Here is a 17,165-nt window from a genome sequence, read left to right as displayed (position 1 = left end):
GGCTGAACCGCGGTGACCGCCCTCGCCGACCTGTTTCCCAACCAGGATTTCCGCCACAGACTCACCCTCAAACGCGGCGGCACCCGCTCCTTTTTCCAGGTGCGGAACCGCGAGGCGCTGATGGAGAGGCGTCGGTGGCTCGACGCCGACCCCACGCCGTATGTCGCCGCAATTGATGAAGCAGAGCCGCTTGTGGCGCAGCTTGAATCTCTTGCCAGCGAATGGAATGAACCTTCGTTTCGTCCATCCACAAGCGGCAGTGCCCCGGCCAGACTCATCACTCTTGGAAAGGCATTCGAATCGGATCTTCTCCTGCTTCGACCAGACTCCGCGAATCGGTTTGTCCTCATGGCGGGAGTCGTCTGTTTCCCTTCCTCATGGGCCCTGGCCGAAAAGATCGGCCATCCCCTCGATTTCATTCACGCAGTCGTGCCCGGCCTGAATTCCTCGATTGGATCAATCATCGACACCTTTCTGTCGAGACTCGAACCGGGAATCGCCTATGAGCGATCCAACTGGGGAATAGCTGCGACGCCCGAACTGAATCTTCATCCCTCCCTCAATCGCCCGCGTCTCAAAGCGCCTCTGCCCCCGGACCGGACATGGATTCGCGTGGAAGACCAGATTCTAAACACAGGGGTAATCCGAGAGGGTCAGTCCTTACTACTAAACCTGATTGACGCCGCACTTGTTAGCCTGGCGGCGCAGGATTGGATTGCGCACTCCGCACGTCCACGACCTGTCGGTTCACGGATGAACTTGAATTGAAGCCTGACCGCCACAATCATTCGGGTTGCCCCTCTGGAAATCCTCCCTTGATCGCGACGCTTCACTGAAGCCGGCAGGCCGCGATGATCGTCCGCTTCAGCGCTCGTCGCCTTTCAATTCCCACTGTGCCGATGGATTGGGTGATCGCATCCTTCTTCACCGTGTAAAAATAGCTGCAGTCCACCGCGGTCAGAAAATCGAGCCCCTCAGCGGAATTGACCAATGCCTGGTGCGGCCGGGGTGGATTGCCGGGTGAGGTCTTTGTTCCGTAAAGAACATTGAGTCGCGCGAGCCGGGAGTCCCCGCAATGCTCATCGTTGGAAACCACAATGGCGGGATGCTCGTCGCGGTCGTTTGGCCGGAAGCGGACCTTCACCACCTCCCATTGTCGCAGGGTGACGCCGTGCTTGTTCTTCATTCGTTGCGAACTGGACGGGAGTCAGTGGGAGCGGCGTTTATCATCGCCACCACCTCCTCCGTGTGGCGAAAGGAGCCGACAGGGTACACCGGTGCTGGATCCGAGACCGCGCAGGGGACCAACTGCATGTAGTCGTCGCCATTCTGGAGTATGACCGTCTCACCACGCTTCGCGCGGGCGAAGATGCGGGTGAAATTGCGCTTGGCCTCGGAAATCCTGATTGTCTTCATGAGACTCAATCGAGCCTCCATCGAGGCCAAGTCAATCTTCCGGTTCTCACCTGAAAGCGTGTCAAACGGGTCCGGCGGGGCCCCGTCTGTATCGACTGCAAGCAACAACGGGGGTCCTGTTGGGAGTTCCAGATTCCATCGGATACGTCGCAGCAACAAGGTCACGGCTGAAGCCACCTTCACTGTCGCGCGTATCAAAGCGCTCCATGATCGCTTGATCGATTGCGAAACTGACAGTATGGACATGTCCCAAGGTTCGACCGGAGGTGGCTCGCCAGGCAGTTGACAGGAATTGAATGAGTTTCTCGCGACGAATATATTGAGGTCGTTGCCTCAGTCCGACGCGCAAGAGGAATTTCGCAGGGTCAGGAAGTCTCAGGCCCTGAGGCCGGCAAGAGATCGGTCCTCGCTGGACAACGACAAACTCACTTCCCGTGCCGCAATAGCGAATTCCGCCGCATGGCAGGTCTTTGCCAGACTTTTGGTTGAGTAACGTCCCTCGAACCTTGGTATTTCCCCCAAGCCGCCAGAGCCATCGCCGGGATCTGTCACGCCGTCGTTGCGGCCGGTCTTTGACATCAGGCAATCTGCATCTTGACACACAGGCAAGTGCTACTTAAGTAGCACTCGTGAAGACTGAACTTGTTACGACCCTCAAGCGACGTGCAACCACAATCATTGCGGAGCTTCAGGAGGCACGAGATCCAGTCCTGATTACCCAGCATGGTCGACCAGCGGCCTATTTGGTCGATGTTGGAACCTACGACGAAATGAATCGCAGGTTGTCGGTTCTGGAAGGAATCGCTCTTGGAGAGCAAGCGATGCGTGAAGGACGGACCGCGTCGCAAGCCGAAGCCAGGAAGCGCCTCCGCAAATGGCTGAAGTAATCTGGTCTGATCCGGCGCTGGTTCAGCTCGATTCGATTGCTGAATACATTGCGCTCGACAAGCCAGAAGCGGCCAAGTCCGTTGTTCAGCAGGTCCTCGCAATCACCGACCACCTGCAACGTTTTCGATTCATGGGCAGACCAGTGCCGGAGTTCCCGCATCCCCTGTATCGTCAAGTATGGATTCGCCCGTGCTGGATCTACTACAGAATGGATGGAGCCGATGTCCGCATTCTCCATGTGCGCCGGGCTGAACAGCAGTCCAGTGTAGAAGACCTCCGTCATGGCGAACCATAGGATCAACGCCGGCTGTCTGATCTCAGACGTGGCTTCATGATCGTCGCCACTCTTCGGATCGTGCTGAGAAAGATGCGGCGGCCCATCTTGGGAAGAGTGGAATGGATCCCTGCTTTTTTGCATTGCTGTGATCTGCTGCCTCGGCAGCCGGGATCAACCGCCTGATTTCGGAGCGAGATTCGTCGCCAGGAATTGCCCGATCTCCGCGAACAGCTTCGCGCGGTCCTTTTCCCTGGAGAAACTGTGGCCTTCGCCTGAGAAATAGATCGCCTGCGGCTGGCGGCCGGCCTTCTCCAGCGCGTCGACCAGCTTTCGCGCCTGCTTCGGCGGCACGGTGCGATCGTCCTTGCCCTGCACAATCAGCACCGGCGCGGCGATCTTTTCCGCAAAGTTCACCGGCGAGATGCTCGCAAGAGAATCCAGTTTCGGGTCACCGATCCATTCGCTGAACTGCCGGTAGGCGTAGCCGCGGTTTGCAAGAAGCTACACCAGCGGATTGCACTGCCAACTGTCGCGGACGAATGGCCCGCCGCGCGGCTGGCGATGAGATTGGCCGTGCCCATCAGAACGCGATCCAGCATCTTCTGCAACGCCTTGAAGCCCGGATCGAGCCAGAGCATGCGCGGACCGCTGTCGATATACCGGATCCCGACCGGTTATTGCGCCCTCAACGAGATTGCAGAGCAAGAACCAACCCTCCACGCTCCCCTCCCGCCTTGCCAAAGAATATTATCGCCCCAATTCCGAAGATCCTGCCGTCAACGATTCCCGTCACACTTGAACGGGGCATCCCGGGCTACGCCGCATTGGAATTGATAGCGAACAATGAAAAGAGAATCCCGGAAACCGACATCAGGCACATCCTGATCGCGAGCACCTTTGTCGGGGCACTCGTGGCAATCACAGATCTGGGATTTGATTTTGATGAGACTCAGGCTGCTCTGAAGGCGTCGCTCCAGAACATCCCGATAATCAGCAGTCTTGACAGTCAGCGCGCTCTGGAGCTCGTGGATGCATTTCACGGATTTCATATCTTTCGTGCAGAGCACCCGCTTGACGACTGGGTAACGGAAAGCTGGTGGGCATTATTTCAAGATGCCCCCTATGCCTACCCGTCATCCATGTCTGACGTCGTCCTGTATGGATTGGACATCATATCGGTCCTTGAAAAGTGCCAGGTCACCAAATGAGCCGGATGACCAGCCCCGGGCGGCGAAGTTTACGTGCGTAAGTCTGGCCAGATTGATTGCGGACGGACTTTCGTCACGGCGACGCACGCTGCTTCAAGGGATGGACTTCATGGCCTGAATCCCGAAAAATTCCCTCGCGGTTTGCGTGCTTTGGCGGGCCAGGTCCTCAGGCGACACCCCAAGCACCTCCGCTGCAATGGCGGCGGTGTGCGCGAGGAGGGCTGGTTCATTGCCTTTTCCGCGATGGGGCACCGGAGCGAGATAGGGGGCGTCCGTTTCCAACATGAGCCGTTGAAGACCCTGCCGCTTGAGCGCAGCGCGAACGTTCTCCGCATTCTTGTAGGTCAGCACTCCGGTGAAGGAGCCTCGCCCTCCGCGCTCGTTCAATGCCTCGATTTCGGCAGGCCCCTCGACAAAGCAATGAAACACGACGCGCGACCAGTCGACACCGCTGGCGTCGACCATCTCCATGCACTCCTGGAAGGCTCCGCGCGAATGCACAACCACGCGGGTCGCGAGCTTCCGGGCGATTCGAAGACTCTCGGCGAACACATCCCGCTGGCGGGAAAACACCCTGTCAGCCTCAGCCCGATCCGTGGGGAGATGAAATCGATCGAGACCGGTTTCCCCCAGGGCGACCGGGCGCGGCGATGCGGTTTCCGCCCAGTAGAACTCGATGCGGGCCAGCTGCGCCGGCCAGTCCTCTCCAACCGAACACGGATGAAGCCCCACCGTGCAGTCCACGAATCCCGGGTTTGCTTGCGCGATGCCGCGATACAAGTCCCAGTCGTCCACAGAAGTGCCGATGGTGATGACTCCCTCGAGTCCGGCGATCCTAGCGCGTTCCAAAACGGCATTGAGCTCCCCTCTCCGCGCGAAAGTCTCCAGGTGAGCGTGCGTGTCGACCAGGCCCATGGCGATTCTATGAGAGGTAGAGTGCCGAGTAGCGCTCGCGCAGGTACCGAAGCAGATACTTCGGCGAGAGTTCACTCCCGGTGACGTGCTTCACGATGCCAAGCGTGTCGAAACGACGGCCTTGCTCATGGATTGAATGTCTCAACCAGGTCAGCAGGCGGTCGAATCGTCCGGCTTCGAAGTCTGAATCAAGATTGGGCAGATCCTCCCAGGCCTTGTACCACAACTGTGCGGCGATCATGTTGCCCAGGCAGTAGCTCGGGAAGTATCCGAACGCACCTCCGCTCCAATGGACGTCCTGCAGCACTCCCTTGCTGTCACTCGGCGGCGTCATTCCAAGCAACTGGCCGGACAGCCGGTTCCATTCACCAGGAATCTCCCTGACAGCCAGCTTTCCGGAGAATAGCTGCTGTTCGATTTCGAACCGGAGCAGGATGTGAAGGTTGTAGGTGACTTCGTCCGCATCGACCCGGATCAGCGTTGGCTCAACGGCGTTGATCGCCCGATGGAGCTCTTCGCTCGAAAGGGACCGTGTCTGGCTTGGAAAGCGCGCGCGAAATCGCGGTTCAAAAAACCTCCAGAACGCGCGGCTGCGCGACACCTGGTTTTCCCAGAGGCGGCTTTGCGATTCATGCACCGCCATGCCGATCGCCTGCCCCAGCGGAGTTCCCTGATCCTCGAGCGGCAATCCCTGCTCGTAAAGTCCGTGCCCGGTTTCGTGGATTGAACTGAATAGCGAATCCAGCGGCTCGTCCTCATTGTAGCGCGTCGTCATTCGGACGTCCGCTCCGGCGCCTTCGCAAAAGGGATGAAGCGAAACATCAAGACGTCCGCGGCGATAATTGAAGCCGATGCGTTCGGTCACTTCGTGAAGAAACTCCCTCTGATCCGCAACCGGAAACCCGCGTAACAAACCGGCGGTCGGTTTGCGCGGGGCCGCGAGTAGATCCGCCACCAGAGGGAGGAGCCCTTCCTTCAATTCCGCAAAGAGTCCGGCAATGACCTCCGTCGTCATCCCAGGGTCATGCTTGTCCAAGGCGTAGTCGTAGGGTCGGTCGCCCCACCCCAGGAATTCCGCCTCGCGACGTGCAAACTCGAGATGTCTCTCCAGAAAAGGCGCGTAGCCGGGAAAGTCGTTCGCCGCCCTCGCCTTTGCCCAGGCATGGTAGGCATTGCTGTTCAGGCGGGCGCGCTCGGCGACAAAATCGGAGGGGAGGCGGGTTACGCGATCATAGTCGCGCCGCGCATGCCGGACCACCGTTTTCTGGTCCTCGCTGAGGGAGACCGGGGCGGTCTCGAGGTTCTGAAGCAGGCTTCCGATTTCGGGATCCGCAGCGGTCGAATGCCCGATTTCAGCGAGCAGGGCCATCTGCTCGGCGCGCTGGTCGGCGCTGTCAGGCGGCAGGTTGACCTGCTCGTCCCAGCCCAGAAGACCGGAAATGGTCCCGACGAGATGGCTGCGTTTGAGCTTGGTTATAAGGTGAGAATAGGACGCGATGGAAGGCGCGGATTCCGGCATGGGCCCACTTAAGAAGGATACAACGCGACTGCGCAAGGACGGGAGGCTGAGCGCGGATCACACCTTTGCGCTGTTGTCGCATTTGAAATGCACTCGCGACCGGCGAAGTGCATGGGTGCGCATCGCCGCCTCCTTTTCGCCCTCGCGGCGCTGCAATCCAAATACAGGAGATTGAGCGCCGCTTGCGGCGGGTGACGTCGCCGCTGAATCCGCCAGACACAGCAGAGTCACCGCCCGCGCAGGCAGCCTCACAAAAGGAAATCCGGCGTGGTCTGACAACCATCGCATCAACACGGGCGATGGATTTATTCTGGCGTGCTCGTTCGTCACCCCGAAAGACTTGGCCCGGCAGCCCGCGACGTCAAACTTGCGATCCATCCGGGATGACTGGCTTGAAAAAGCGGGGTCGGCGCGTTGGGCTGGCGTCATGGCTGCAGTAGCTGAGCACCTGATTCGACGAATCTCGTGGGATGACCTCGACAAGGCCTACCTGCGCAGGCTTGTGGAGATAGCGCGGGACGAGGACCTGAAGGGTCTGGGACTCTTCCCTCCTCCAGTCCGCCAAGGCGATGCCTCCACCGCCTGCATCAACGGATCACCCGCGGCGGCGGAAGCGCACATTGTTGCGCGCCGGAGCATGACGACCTGCGGGCTTCCCCTTGTTCCCCTTATACTTTCCATATACGGCGGACGGGCGACGGTGCAAATGCGCGTGAAGGACGGCGCCTCGGTGGATGCAGGACAGACGCTCGCAACGCTGGCCGGGGATCCGCGCATACTGCTGTCCGCGGAACGGGTCATCCTGAACTTCCTCCAGCGACTCTCCGGTGTCGCCACGCAGACGCGCAGATATTCAGACGCGCTGGGCCGCGGTCGTACCCGGCTTCTGGATACACGCAAGACAACACCGGCGTTCCGCATGCTTGAAAAATATGCGGTTGCCTGCGGCGGTGGATGGAACCACAGGCTCGGTCTTTTTGATCGTGTGATGCTGAAGGACAATCACCTTGCCCTGCTGGGCTTCCACGGCGATGCCGATCCTGGATACGGCGCGACCCGCGTCGGCCGGAGTCTCGCTGCGGCCGTCGCTCGTGCAAAAAGCGCGTCGCCGGAACTCCCCGTGGAAGTGGAGGTCGACACACTCGAACAGATTCCGCCGGTGATCGACGCCGGCGCCGACGTGATTCTCCTCGATAATTTCACTCTCCCTCGCATCAGGAAGGCCCTGAAGATGATTCGCGGTCGCACGTTCACCGAAGCGAGCGGCGGCATCACGCTGAAGGGCCTGCCCCGTCTCGCCGGTCTTGGCCTCGATTTCGTGTCCACGGGGGCGCTCGTGCATCAAAGCGCCTGGATGGACATCGGCCTCGATTGGAGAACCTGATCCATGGATTCGACCGAATCCCACATTCTCCGGGAGCTGCTGGCTTCCGACGGTGAATATGTTTCCGGAGCCGCGCTGGCGAGGAAGCTTGGCATCAGCCGCGTGGCCATCTGGCAGCACATGGAGAACCTGCGGTCCCACGGATTCACCTTTCAAGCGGTGCGCGCGCGAGGCTACCGGCTCATCTCCAAGCCCGATGGAATGGACGCCTCGCTCGTGCGCGCATACCTTCCGCTGCGGAATCGAAGGCTGACCCTGACTCTGCTCGACACCGTCGACTCCACCAATGATGAGGCGACCCGCGAGCTTGCCAATGGAAGAGCAGCCCCCTTCGTCATTCTTTCGCGGGAGCAAAGCCAGGGGCGGGGCCGGCTAGGGCGCCGGTGGCTCTCCCAGTCGAACGGAAACCTGTACATGTCCTTCGCATTCCGTCCGCACGTGGCGCCGGCGCGAATGCCCATATTCACCCTCTGGATGGGGGCGAATCTCTGTGAATTGATCGCCAATTTCTGTCGCGCATCACCCGAGCTGAAGTGGCCGAACGACATCCTGTTTGGCGGCCTCAAGGCGGGCGGCATGCTCACGGAGGCGAGAATCGACGCCGACGAGATTCGCGATCTGGTCTTCGGGCTTGGGTTGAATCTGCACAAGCCTGAAGCGGGCTGGCCGAGCGAGTTGCGCACACGTGCCACGTCGCTTGATGCGCATGCGGCAGCACCCATTGACGTCAACAAGTTCGCCGCCGCCGTGATTGGCAGGGTGCTTCTGGCATACGAGAGATTCGTCGAGGGACTGCCAGCCGGTGAACTGGCCGATATCTGGAATCGCCACGATGCTCTTCGAGGAAAACAAATTGCCGCCTCAACAGGCACCAGCACGATTTCAGGGAAGGCGGCGGGCATCGATGAGGAAGGCGCGCTTCTGGTGCGGACCGACAGCGGCCGCATCGAGCGCCTGAGGGCCGGGGAGGTCACGCTGACGATTGGAGCCGCCTCGTGAGCTGCCGCTTCACGGCCTTTCATGAGGAAGGTGGAGCCGCAAGGCGAGACTTGCGTCCATCGGGCTGCGCATGAACGATCCCTCTCCCGCCGCAAGAACAAGCCCGCAATTCATGCAAGAAGCTCTCCCTGAACCGGCCATCGAGGTCTCGCAACTGGTCAAATCCTACCGCGGCCTGCATGCGGTCAACAGGATCAGTTTCACGGTCGGCCGCGGGGAAATAGTGGGATTTCTGGGTCCCAACGGCGCAGGCAAATCAACAACGATGCGGATTTTGACCGGTTACGTGCCCGCGACGTCGGGCATTGTTCGAGTGTGCGGCATCCCGGTCGCGACGCGCGCGGAGGAGGTGAAGCGCATCATCGGTTACATGCCCGAAAACAACCCGCTCCCGGAGGACATGCGGGTCTCCGAGTACCTCTACTATCGCGGCAGGTTGAAGGAGATACCCAGAAGCCGCCTGGGGCCGCGGCTCGACGAGGTCCTTGAGCGCTGCGATCTGACGCGGGTTCGCCATCGCATCCTCGGTCAGCTCTCCAAGGGCAACCGCCAGCGGGTGGGAATAGCGGAGGCGATTCTTGCCGAACCTCCGGTCATCATCATGGACGAGCCCACGATCGGGCTGGATCCGCATCAGATCCTGATCGTTCGAGACCTGATAGCCAGCCTGCGCGGACGAATGACTGTCATCATTTCATCGCACATCCTCCCCGAGATAGAGATGACCTGCGACCGCGTGCTGATCATCAACCGCGGGCAGCTTGTGGCGCAGGGCACGCCGTCCGACCTGCGCCGCGAGTTCATGGGCGGCGCCCGCTACCAGGTGGAGTTTGCCGGCGACGGCGCCACCCTTGCCGAAATGCTTCGGCAGTTCGATCCCACGTTTGTGGTCGAGTTCACCCCGGGAGATTCGATGCCCGCCAGTGCCTCGGACCCGTCAGCGGCGGAATGCCACCGGGCATTCGTGACGGCGCAGCATGAAGGAGACCAGGCGGAGTCCCTGCTTCGTGCGCTCGCCACCGATCCCCGCATCCGGCTTAGATCGTTCACTCACTCGCATCCGAGTCTTGAGGATGTTTTCCTGGCGGCCACGAGGCGCAGCTGGGACATCGTCGACTCTCCCAGCCACAAATGAACCTTGGAGCCGACCGCCACTGACTCCCGTCGCCGATGCGCCACTACCTCACGATCCTCAACCACGAAATCCGGATGCTTCTTGTCAATCCGGGCACCTATATCGCCGCTGTTCTCTTTCTCGCGGTGATGGGGTTCTTTTTCACGGGAATGCTTGAAGGATACAGTGGCGCAGGCCAGGAGCAGTCACCCGCCACGATATTCTTCCGGTTCTTCTTCATCCCGGTTTTCTTCATGGTGCCGCTTCTGACCATGAAGTGCCTTGCGGAGGAGAGAAGGCTCGGCACGCTCGAAACACTGCTCACGACCCCCGTCACCACGACTGAAGTGGTGCTTGCGAAGTTCGGCTCCGCCTACGTGCTTTATCTCGCGCTCTGGGCATCAACGGGGGGGTTCTTCTACGTGCTTCACCGCTTTGCGGGAGACCGGTTCATTGATCCGGGCCCGCTGGTCGGAGGATACCTGTTCATTGCGGTTTCCGGACTCCTGTTTGTCGCAATCGGCGTTTTCGCGAGCTCGCTCTCCCGCAATGTGGCTGTCGCGGGAATACTCTCGTTCACCCTGCTTTTCGGACTGATCGTCGGGCTGAATTTTCTGGAGACAATGGCGGTGATCGACCTTGAGTTCATGCGCCCGGTCAAGGCCGCGGTGCACTACGCGCAGGTGTTCGAGCACCTCGATGACTTCAGTCGCGGCGTGGTGGATACGCGCCAGATCATATTTTACCTGAGCGGAACGATCCTCACGCTCATCTTCAGCATCCTCGGAGTTGAGGCCAAGCTGCTTCAGGGTTGAGAGCCATGAGTTTTGCCGACAGTTTTCGTGCCGCCCGCTGGATGCGCCTCACCAACCTGGTGCTTCAGGCCGTGCTCTTCACCACACTATTTGCCGGACTGAACTATGTCGCCCCGCACTACTTCCGGCGCTATGATCTGACCCGTTTTCGCACGCACTCCCTCTCGCCGGAAACCATTTCATACCTCACCAGCCTGCGCGCCCCTGTCGAAATCATCGTCACCCTTTCGGAGGACGACGAAAATGGGGAGATTGCCCAGGCCGCGCGCGACCTGGCTGGAATCCTGAAGGAATACGTCTATCAAACCGAGGGCAACGTCGACGCAGCCCGCGCCCATGACGGGCGCATAACCGTGAAGTTCCTCGATGTCTATCAGCGCCGGCGCGACGCTGAGCAACTGGAGGTCGGACCCAATTCAGTGCTCGTGCGAAGCGGCGACCGGCGGCGCCTCGTCGGCCTGGAGGAGCTTTACAGGATCGAGAACAGGAAAAAGACGGCGTTTCAGGCCGAACAGGCATTGACCGCGGCCATACTCAGCGTGGCCAATCCCGAGCGGAAGAAGATCGTGTTTCTCCTCGGTCACGGCGAGATGCATCCGGACGATGTCGAGCGCAGCCGGGGACTCTCCGTTCTTCGCGACAGCCTGAGGCTCCGCAACTTCGACCTCGAGGGCATGGATCTGGCGCAGATCAGGGAGATTCCCAAGGACGCGCTTGTCATCATTCCGGGGCCCATCGCGCGGTACGGCGCACCCGAGGTGAATCTGCTGCGGACCTGGATGCTCACAGAGGCGGGGCGCCTGATCCTGCTGCTCGGACCTGGCGCGAATCACGGGCTGGATCTCCTCCTCGACGAATGGGGCCTGCTTGTGGATGATGCGAGGATCTTCGACAACGGGCCCGATGGCCAGAATGAGGAGGGCGATCTGATCATGCGCAGTCTGAACAAGGACAGCCCAATCACCGCGTCCCTGCATTCCAATGGCCTGCCCGTGCGTTTCGGAACCGCGCGGCCCGCCCGCCCCGATCCCGCGCGCCGCCCCGATGCCGGGCTTCAGGTGCTGCCTCTGATCCAGACCGCAGGCACCGCCTGGGGCGAACGGAGCTACCGACTGCACATGGCGCCGAAGTATGATCCCGGCGTGGATATTCCCGGTCCGGTTGTGGTCGCATCGTCCTCGGAGCGCGTCACTCCCCCGAAGGAATCGAATCTTCCGTTCAGTGTCAGGGGGGGAAGAATCGTGGTTTTTGGAAGCGCCGATTTCATTGCCAATGATCGCATTGAGGCCCAGGGGAATCTGACCGTGCTGCTCAACGCGATCAACTGGTGCGTCGACCGCGACGCCCAGCTCAACGTTCCCGCGCAACCCATAACGCGCCTGCAGCTTTCGCTCAGCCAAAACGAGCTTTCCCGGCTTCGCTACAGCCTGCTTCTGGGCGTCCCCGGTGCCGCTGCACTGCTGGGCCTGATTGTCTTTTGGACACGCCGCCGCTAGCTTGAATTCCTCCCATGCGCACAAAGGTCACGCTCGTTCTGGTCTTTCTGAACGTCGCACTTTTCTTCTTCATCTTCTACATTCTGCGTCCATCGATCAGCGAGGCGACGCGGGACCAGTCCCGGCGCCTGGTGCTCGGGTCGAAGGCATCCAACGTTCAAAAGCTCGAGATCCTCGGCAATGCCGAACCCGTCCGCATGGAACTGCGCGGCGATGGATGGTACCTGACTTCGCCCATCGAGTGGCCGGTGGCCGAACATGCCATCCGGACAATTCTCAACGAGCTCCAGTTGCTTGAGCGCGAGGCGAGCTTCAGCAAGGAGGATCTGGAGAAGAGCGGCATGACCCTCGCCGATTATGGCCTGGACAAGCCCGCGCTGACCCTGACCCTGACGCCGGGAAATCCCACCGGAGCCTCCGGGCCGGGATCAGGCCCGCCGATCGTGCTCAAGGTTGGCGCCGAGACCAAGGGAGGAAACCGCCTCTACATCCTTTCTCCCGATGGCGACCGCGTGCTGGTGGTGAAACGAACGCTGCTCGACAGCCTGCGCATTCCCGTTGACCAGTTGCGACGGGACAAGCTCTTCGCCATCCCTCACTATGAGGTGCGTTCGCTGAGCCTTCAGGTGGTCGCCGCCACCACGCTCCGGGTCCGCCTCAGGCAGGAGGGAAACCGCTGGCTGTTCGAAACTCCGATTCGCACGCGCGCCAGCAAGGATCGCACCGAGCTGGCGATCAGCCAGCTCAGCGGACTGACGGCCTCCTCGTTCCCTCCTCAGTCGGCAACGGATCCCGCGCGCACCGGACTGGCCAATCCGGCCTTCCGGGTCACCCTGGAGGGAATCAATCGGAGAGAGACGCTCAACCTGGGTCTGGCCGTGCCGACTGAAGGCAACGGTTCGTCCAGCGCGGGGGACTCCGATTTCATCCTGATGTTCGCAAAACTTGAAGACAGGGCGGCGGTTTTCACAACCGCGGTGCCCAGGACCCTGCTCTCGACAATCCGGGATTCCCAGGAGGAACTGCGTGAACGAAAGATACTCGATCTCGATGGACGCACCGTTACAGCCATCACTCTTCGCGCGGGAAACCTTCCCGAGCTCACGCTTCAGCGCCTGGATACGAACCCTTCGGCACAGGCAGCCGGAGATGCTCCCGGAATGTGGCAGATTGTGCGACCGCTATCCTCCGGAACAGGGGTGCAGACGCTCCCTGCGGACACCGCCACCGTGGACCGGCTTCTGCAGCAGCTCGCCTTTCTGGAGGCGAAACGTTTCTTCAGCGACGCGCCGAGTGCCGCAGACCTTGAAAACTGGGGTTTCAGCCGACCCTTGCGGGAGATCACCGTGACACTTGCGCAACCGGCGACACCGCCCGTTGACGCCCTTCGCGGATCCCTCCCCATTGTTCTGCAGATCGGGATCGAGAGCCCGACGGCGGGCCTCTATTACGCAAGACTGGACAAGGATGACTACATCTACCTGGTGGACGGAAGCATCCTGAGCCAGACGCCCGTCGAGGCGCGGATTTTCCGGGAAAAGAGGCTTCGGGATCTTCCTGCGGGAGCCTCGATTGCCGGCCTTTCACTCAGCAGGCTGGATGGTTCGATCATCTTCTCCCGGAAGCTTGCTCCTGAGGAGACGTGGGCTGCCGCGCTCGCTGATTTTTCGCCGGACAAGCGTGCCGCGGTCGAATCTCTTCTCGAACATCTGCGCACGCTTCGCGCAAAGAGCATCGTAGTCGATGCCTTTCAACCCACGATCCAGCTTGATGGTATCGAAAAGCCATGGAGCTACCGCCTGGACATGACTCTCTCCTACAGCGGTGCTGGTGCCAAGGCGGAGGAGTCCACCATCTTCCTCAGTGAACGGACAGGGGGGGGCACACAGCTCGCCGGCACCTCTGATTTCGGAGGCGTTGTCTTCGAGGTCGAACAGGCTGTGCTGGACGCGCTTTGGACGCTCACCTACGGCCCCCGCGATCCAGGCCCGCTTCCGATTGTTCCGCCGGCAACCAAGGCTGGAGCGCCCTGAGGGCTCTCCCGGTTTCCACCTGCGGAACGTGAAAACCGGATCCATGCGCCAGCCTGCAATCGAGTGCTGACTCCCTTGTCATGACGGGCATCTTGAAATTGCTCGGGACCTCGATCCGGCATTGCTGGCGCTTCACCGGCACGCTGCTGCTTTGGACTGGCTGGCTGGCGCTCGGCATTCTCCTTGCCGTCCAGATCACGATCGCAACAAGCAGGGAACTCGCCCTTCCCTTCTGGGCCCGCCCGCACGTCGAGAAACGACTCGCCGAACTTGGCATTCGCGGGACCTTCGGGCCGACGATGATCGACACCGGCGGAAGCATGTTCATCCAGGATTTCCGGATTTTTCATCCAACCGTCGATGAACCACTCCTGACCGCGGATTCAGTTTTTGTCAGATTCGATCCCCGGTGGCTGGCCGTCGGCCGCATTGTGCCGCTTGATCTGGAAATCGAAGGCGGAACATTGTGGCTGCCCCCGATGTATTCCCCCACCGGCCGGAAGGAGGCGGCACTCAGTGAAATTTCCGTTCAACTCGCGGTGGACGGATCGGATCTGCTGGTCTCCGGATTGTCAGCAAGGTTGGGCGCACTTGGCATACGCTCCCACGGGCGAATGAAACTCCCCCCCCAGCCCGGAAGATTGAGGCGGATGAGTCTTCACGAGATGTGGGCCGAAGGTGTTCATGCCTATCTGCGATTGATGAGGCAGCTGCAGGGACCGCTCGAGTGGATCAATCGCCTCGAAGGGGCAACCTTGCTGGTGAATCTGAGTGAGAGTGCGGACAAGAAAGCCATGGCAATGGCGGATCTCGATCTTATTGCCCGGCGTTTCAGGCTGCCTGGAAACTCGGTCCGCGGACTGGCGGAACCTCTCATCCTTGATGGCATCCTCCTCAAGACGACGTTTCCGATCGGAGGAGGCAGGCCTTCGGATCTGCAGCTTCGGTGCGAGGTGGCGCACATCGAGGCACCGGAGGAACGAAAGGTCGACGATGTTGATTGCGTGGTCGGAGTCACACTGGACCCCGCATCGTTTCGGCTGGCGCCAAAGTCCCTGAAATCCCGAATCGGCACCGTTGTGGCCGCCCCCTGGTCCGCCCGGGCAATCACCATGGAGACAAGCCTCCCCCGGGTCGCACCCTCCCTCAGCGCGCTTTTCGCAGGAAAGCTCTGGAGCCTCAGTTTTGACTCCTTGAATCTCCAAACCGGCGCCTCCCGGCTGAGCGTCCGCGGGGACATATCGACCCAGTTTATTCATTGGGTCGGCAACGCAGTTGGACACCCCCTTGAAAAGGAGATCAGCCTCCGGTCGGACCCGCACCTGCGTGCTGAAGTCGACCTGGCTGCAGGTTGGAGGCCCGAGCGTTTCAGCGGACACGTCGCGGTCGATGCGGTGGTCGCGCACACGGTTGCGCTCGATGGTGCGAGCGCGGAGTTTGAGTGTGCAGGCCACACGCTCCGCTTCAAAGACATCACGCTGGAACAGGGGCCGAGCATCGCCCGTGGTAGTTATTGGATGGATACGCAGTCGCATGACTTTCGCTTCCTGCTGGACGGCAGGCTTGAGCCTTCCGGAATAGGCGGCTGGTTTCATGAATGGTGGCCGGATTTCTGGCTAAATTTCGACTTCTCGCGCTCCGTTCCATCCGCGTCGGTTGACGTCCGGGGTCAATGGGGGCGCAATTCGGACCTGTCGGTGTTCGTGGCCGCGGAAAACGGCCGGACTGCAATCCGCGGCGTCCAGTTTGACCATGTGCGCACACGACTGTTTGTCCGTCCGCACTTTTATGACGCGCTTTTCTTCCGCGCGGACCAGGGACCGCGATTCGCCCACGGAACGTTTGCGCGGACGGTGAACTGGGAAAGCAGGTCCTGGTCCCGGCTGGAATTCGACGCGACCTCGACGATGGATTTGAACGAGGCGGCCCGCGTCATTGGAATCGAGGGCCTCGGAATCGTGGAGCCATTCAAGTTTTCTCAGCCGCCCCAGCTCCGGCTTTCCGGGCAGATCGACGGCCCGGGCTCGTCCAAGGGCGGGCATCGGAGGGTGAATCTTGCCTTCTATGCGGCGGGACCCGGCTCGTACCACGACTTTCCGCTGAAGGACATTTCAGTGAACGGCACAATCAACGACGACGACATAGTGCTTGATCCGATTGCCACGGGGTTCGCGCAGGGGACCGCGGAGGGACGCGTTCACCTGAGCGGCGAGGACCCATCGCGACGACTCGGATTTGATCTGCGACTGAAGAATGCCGCGCTTGGCGAGGGCATACGGATCCTGGAGGATTTCGCGGCAAAGCGCGCGGGACGCGAACCTCCGAAGCAGAGCAGGCTGCAGGAGCAGATTGCCGCCGGCCGGATTGATCTGGCGATGTCGGCGGACGGGATGTTTGAGGACCTGTTGAGTTACCAAGGTCAGGGCAACGCGGAATTGACCGGAGCGGACCTGGCCGAGATTCATCTGTTCGGCGTTCTCTCCCAGGTGCTGAGACGCACCTTGTTCAACTTCAGCACCCTCAAGCTGGATGCAATGCAGGCCAACTTTTCGATTCATGGGCCCAAAATCCATTTTCCGCAGATTCGCGTGACGGGGCCGCGTGCGGCAATAGACGCCAAGGGTGACTATCTGCTCGACAGGAAGATGCTGGACGCAACCGCAAAACTCTATCCGTTCGAGCAAAGCAGCTTCATACTCAGCAATGCTCTCGGATTCGTGCTTACGCCGCTTTCCGAGGCTCTTGAGTTCAAGCTCACCGGTCCGCTTGACAATCCCAACTGGAGCTTCGTGTACGGACCGTCAAATTTCCTGCGCGCGCTGCGCGGTGGCAATGGGAGCCCCGTGGAGCCGGTCAATCCCTCCGGAAAATGATGCCTTCAATGCGTCAGGATCCCCGATAGTTCGAGGAGGGGCACCTCAATTGATTGGGGGGTTGGCACCTTCAGAGAATTGGAAATCATGATGTGGTTCATATGATGCAATCCAGCAGCAGTTGCACCGGCGGTTTCGACCCTTTCAAACCAGAGATCGCAACCGCCGGCTCGCACCCCACAATTTCTCAGCAAAGGATCTGATGTGACGCTAATAGTGATTTAGGAC

17 protein-coding genes are annotated in these 17,165 nt (G+C 60.5%); 11 read left to right on the top strand and 6 right to left on the bottom strand.

Annotated features, from left to right (window positions below; genetic code table 11):
* Positions 1-12: 12 nt before the first annotated feature.
* Positions 13-768, top strand: a complete 756-nt coding sequence (locus HS122_10330; protein ID MBE7538798.1) for a DUF3445 domain-containing protein — start codon at positions 13-15, stop codon at positions 766-768.
* 61 nt (positions 769-829) lie between these two features.
* Here the strand turns inward: HS122_10330 and HS122_10325 are convergent, their stop codons facing one another.
* Positions 830-1,186, bottom strand: coding sequence for a type II toxin-antitoxin system PemK/MazF family toxin (locus HS122_10325; protein ID MBE7538797.1), 357 nt, complete (start codon positions 1,184-1,186; stop codon positions 830-832).
* On the bottom strand, positions 1,183-1,416 hold the full coding sequence (locus HS122_10320) for a type II toxin-antitoxin system Phd/YefM family antitoxin (protein MBE7538796.1): 234 nt from the start codon (positions 1,414-1,416) through the stop codon (positions 1,183-1,185). The genes HS122_10325 and HS122_10320 overlap by 4 nt, the downstream gene beginning before the upstream one ends.
* Positions 1,417-2,045: 629 nt before the next feature.
* On the opposite strand from HS122_10320, the gene HS122_10315 reads away from it, so the two are divergent.
* Positions 2,046-2,303 (top strand): type II toxin-antitoxin system Phd/YefM family antitoxin, encoded by a 258-nt coding sequence (locus HS122_10315; protein ID MBE7538795.1) that lies wholly within the window; start codon positions 2,046-2,048, stop codon positions 2,301-2,303.
* Positions 2,291-2,599, top strand: a complete 309-nt coding sequence (locus HS122_10310) for a type II toxin-antitoxin system RelE/ParE family toxin (protein ID MBE7538794.1) — start codon at positions 2,291-2,293, stop codon at positions 2,597-2,599. Before HS122_10315 ends, HS122_10310 begins: the two co-directional genes overlap by 13 nt.
* 153 nt (positions 2,600-2,752) lie before the next feature.
* Here HS122_10310 and HS122_10305 read toward each other — a convergent pair whose 3' ends face one another.
* Positions 2,753-2,995 carry a prolyl oligopeptidase family serine peptidase gene (locus HS122_10305; protein MBE7538793.1) on the bottom strand — a complete coding sequence of 81 codons (243 nt, stop codon included), beginning with the start codon at positions 2,993-2,995 and terminating at the stop codon, positions 2,753-2,755.
* Positions 2,996-3,120: 125 nt separating this feature from the next.
* On the opposite strand from HS122_10305, the gene HS122_10300 reads away from it, so the two are divergent.
* Positions 3,121-3,789: a hypothetical protein gene (locus tag HS122_10300; GenBank protein ID MBE7538792.1), complete on the top strand. Its 669-nt coding sequence runs from the start codon at positions 3,121-3,123 to the stop codon at positions 3,787-3,789.
* Between the two features lie 93 nt (positions 3,790-3,882).
* On the opposite strand, the gene HS122_10295 is transcribed toward HS122_10300, so the two are convergent.
* From HS122_10295 to HS122_10285, 3 genes are read right to left on the bottom strand one after another with little or no spacing between them, the layout of a single operon-like run.
* Positions 3,883-4,704, bottom strand: coding sequence for a TatD family hydrolase (locus HS122_10295; GenBank protein ID MBE7538791.1), 822 nt, complete (start codon positions 4,702-4,704; stop codon positions 3,883-3,885).
* Positions 4,705-4,711: 7 nt separating this feature from the next.
* Entirely contained in the window at positions 4,712-6,223 is a 1,512-nt protein-coding gene (locus HS122_10290) for a carboxypeptidase M32 (protein ID MBE7538790.1), read from the bottom strand.
* Between the two features lie 57 nt (positions 6,224-6,280).
* The gene (locus tag HS122_10285) at positions 6,281-6,511 is read right to left on the bottom strand and encodes a hypothetical protein (protein ID MBE7538789.1); all 231 of its coding nucleotides are present in this window, start codon (positions 6,509-6,511) and stop codon (positions 6,281-6,283) included.
* A 139-nt stretch (positions 6,512-6,650) separates the two neighbouring features.
* Here HS122_10285 and nadC point away from each other — a divergent pair, with 139 nt between their 5' ends.
* From nadC to HS122_10250, 7 genes are all read left to right on the top strand, one after another.
* On the top strand, positions 6,651-7,607 hold the full coding sequence (gene nadC / locus HS122_10280) for a carboxylating nicotinate-nucleotide diphosphorylase (GenBank protein MBE7538788.1): 957 nt from the start codon (positions 6,651-6,653) through the stop codon (positions 7,605-7,607).
* A gap of 3 nt (positions 7,608-7,610) precedes the next feature.
* Positions 7,611-8,606, top strand: coding sequence for a biotin--[acetyl-CoA-carboxylase] ligase (locus HS122_10275; protein ID MBE7538787.1), 996 nt, complete (start codon positions 7,611-7,613; stop codon positions 8,604-8,606).
* A gap of 112 nt (positions 8,607-8,718) precedes the next feature.
* Positions 8,719-9,741: an ABC transporter ATP-binding protein gene (locus HS122_10270; GenBank protein ID MBE7538786.1), complete on the top strand. Its 1,023-nt coding sequence runs from the start codon at positions 8,719-8,721 to the stop codon at positions 9,739-9,741.
* Between the two features lie 35 nt (positions 9,742-9,776).
* A complete protein-coding gene (locus tag HS122_10265) occupies positions 9,777-10,535 on the top strand; it encodes an ABC transporter permease subunit (protein ID MBE7538785.1) in 759 nt (252 codons plus the stop codon).
* A 5-nt stretch (positions 10,536-10,540) separates the two neighbouring features.
* The gene (locus HS122_10260) at positions 10,541-12,031 is read left to right on the top strand and encodes a GldG family protein (protein ID MBE7538784.1); all 1,491 of its coding nucleotides are present in this window, start codon (positions 10,541-10,543) and stop codon (positions 12,029-12,031) included.
* A 14-nt stretch (positions 12,032-12,045) separates the two neighbouring features.
* On the top strand, positions 12,046-14,064 hold the full coding sequence (locus HS122_10255) for a DUF4340 domain-containing protein (GenBank protein MBE7538783.1): 2,019 nt from the start codon (positions 12,046-12,048) through the stop codon (positions 14,062-14,064).
* 80 nt (positions 14,065-14,144) lie between these two features.
* Positions 14,145-16,937, top strand: a complete 2,793-nt coding sequence (locus HS122_10250; protein MBE7538782.1) for an AsmA-like C-terminal region-containing protein — start codon at positions 14,145-14,147, stop codon at positions 16,935-16,937.
* The last annotated feature ends 228 nt before the right edge of the window (positions 16,938-17,165 follow it).

The sequence above is a fragment of the Opitutaceae bacterium genome (assembly GCA_015075305.1).
In the GTDB taxonomy this organism is placed as follows: domain Bacteria; phylum Verrucomicrobiota; class Verrucomicrobiia; order Opitutales; family Opitutaceae; genus UBA6669.
The sequence above is the reverse complement of the archived record's forward strand: the minus strand, read 5'-3'. Positions and strand labels throughout refer to the sequence as shown.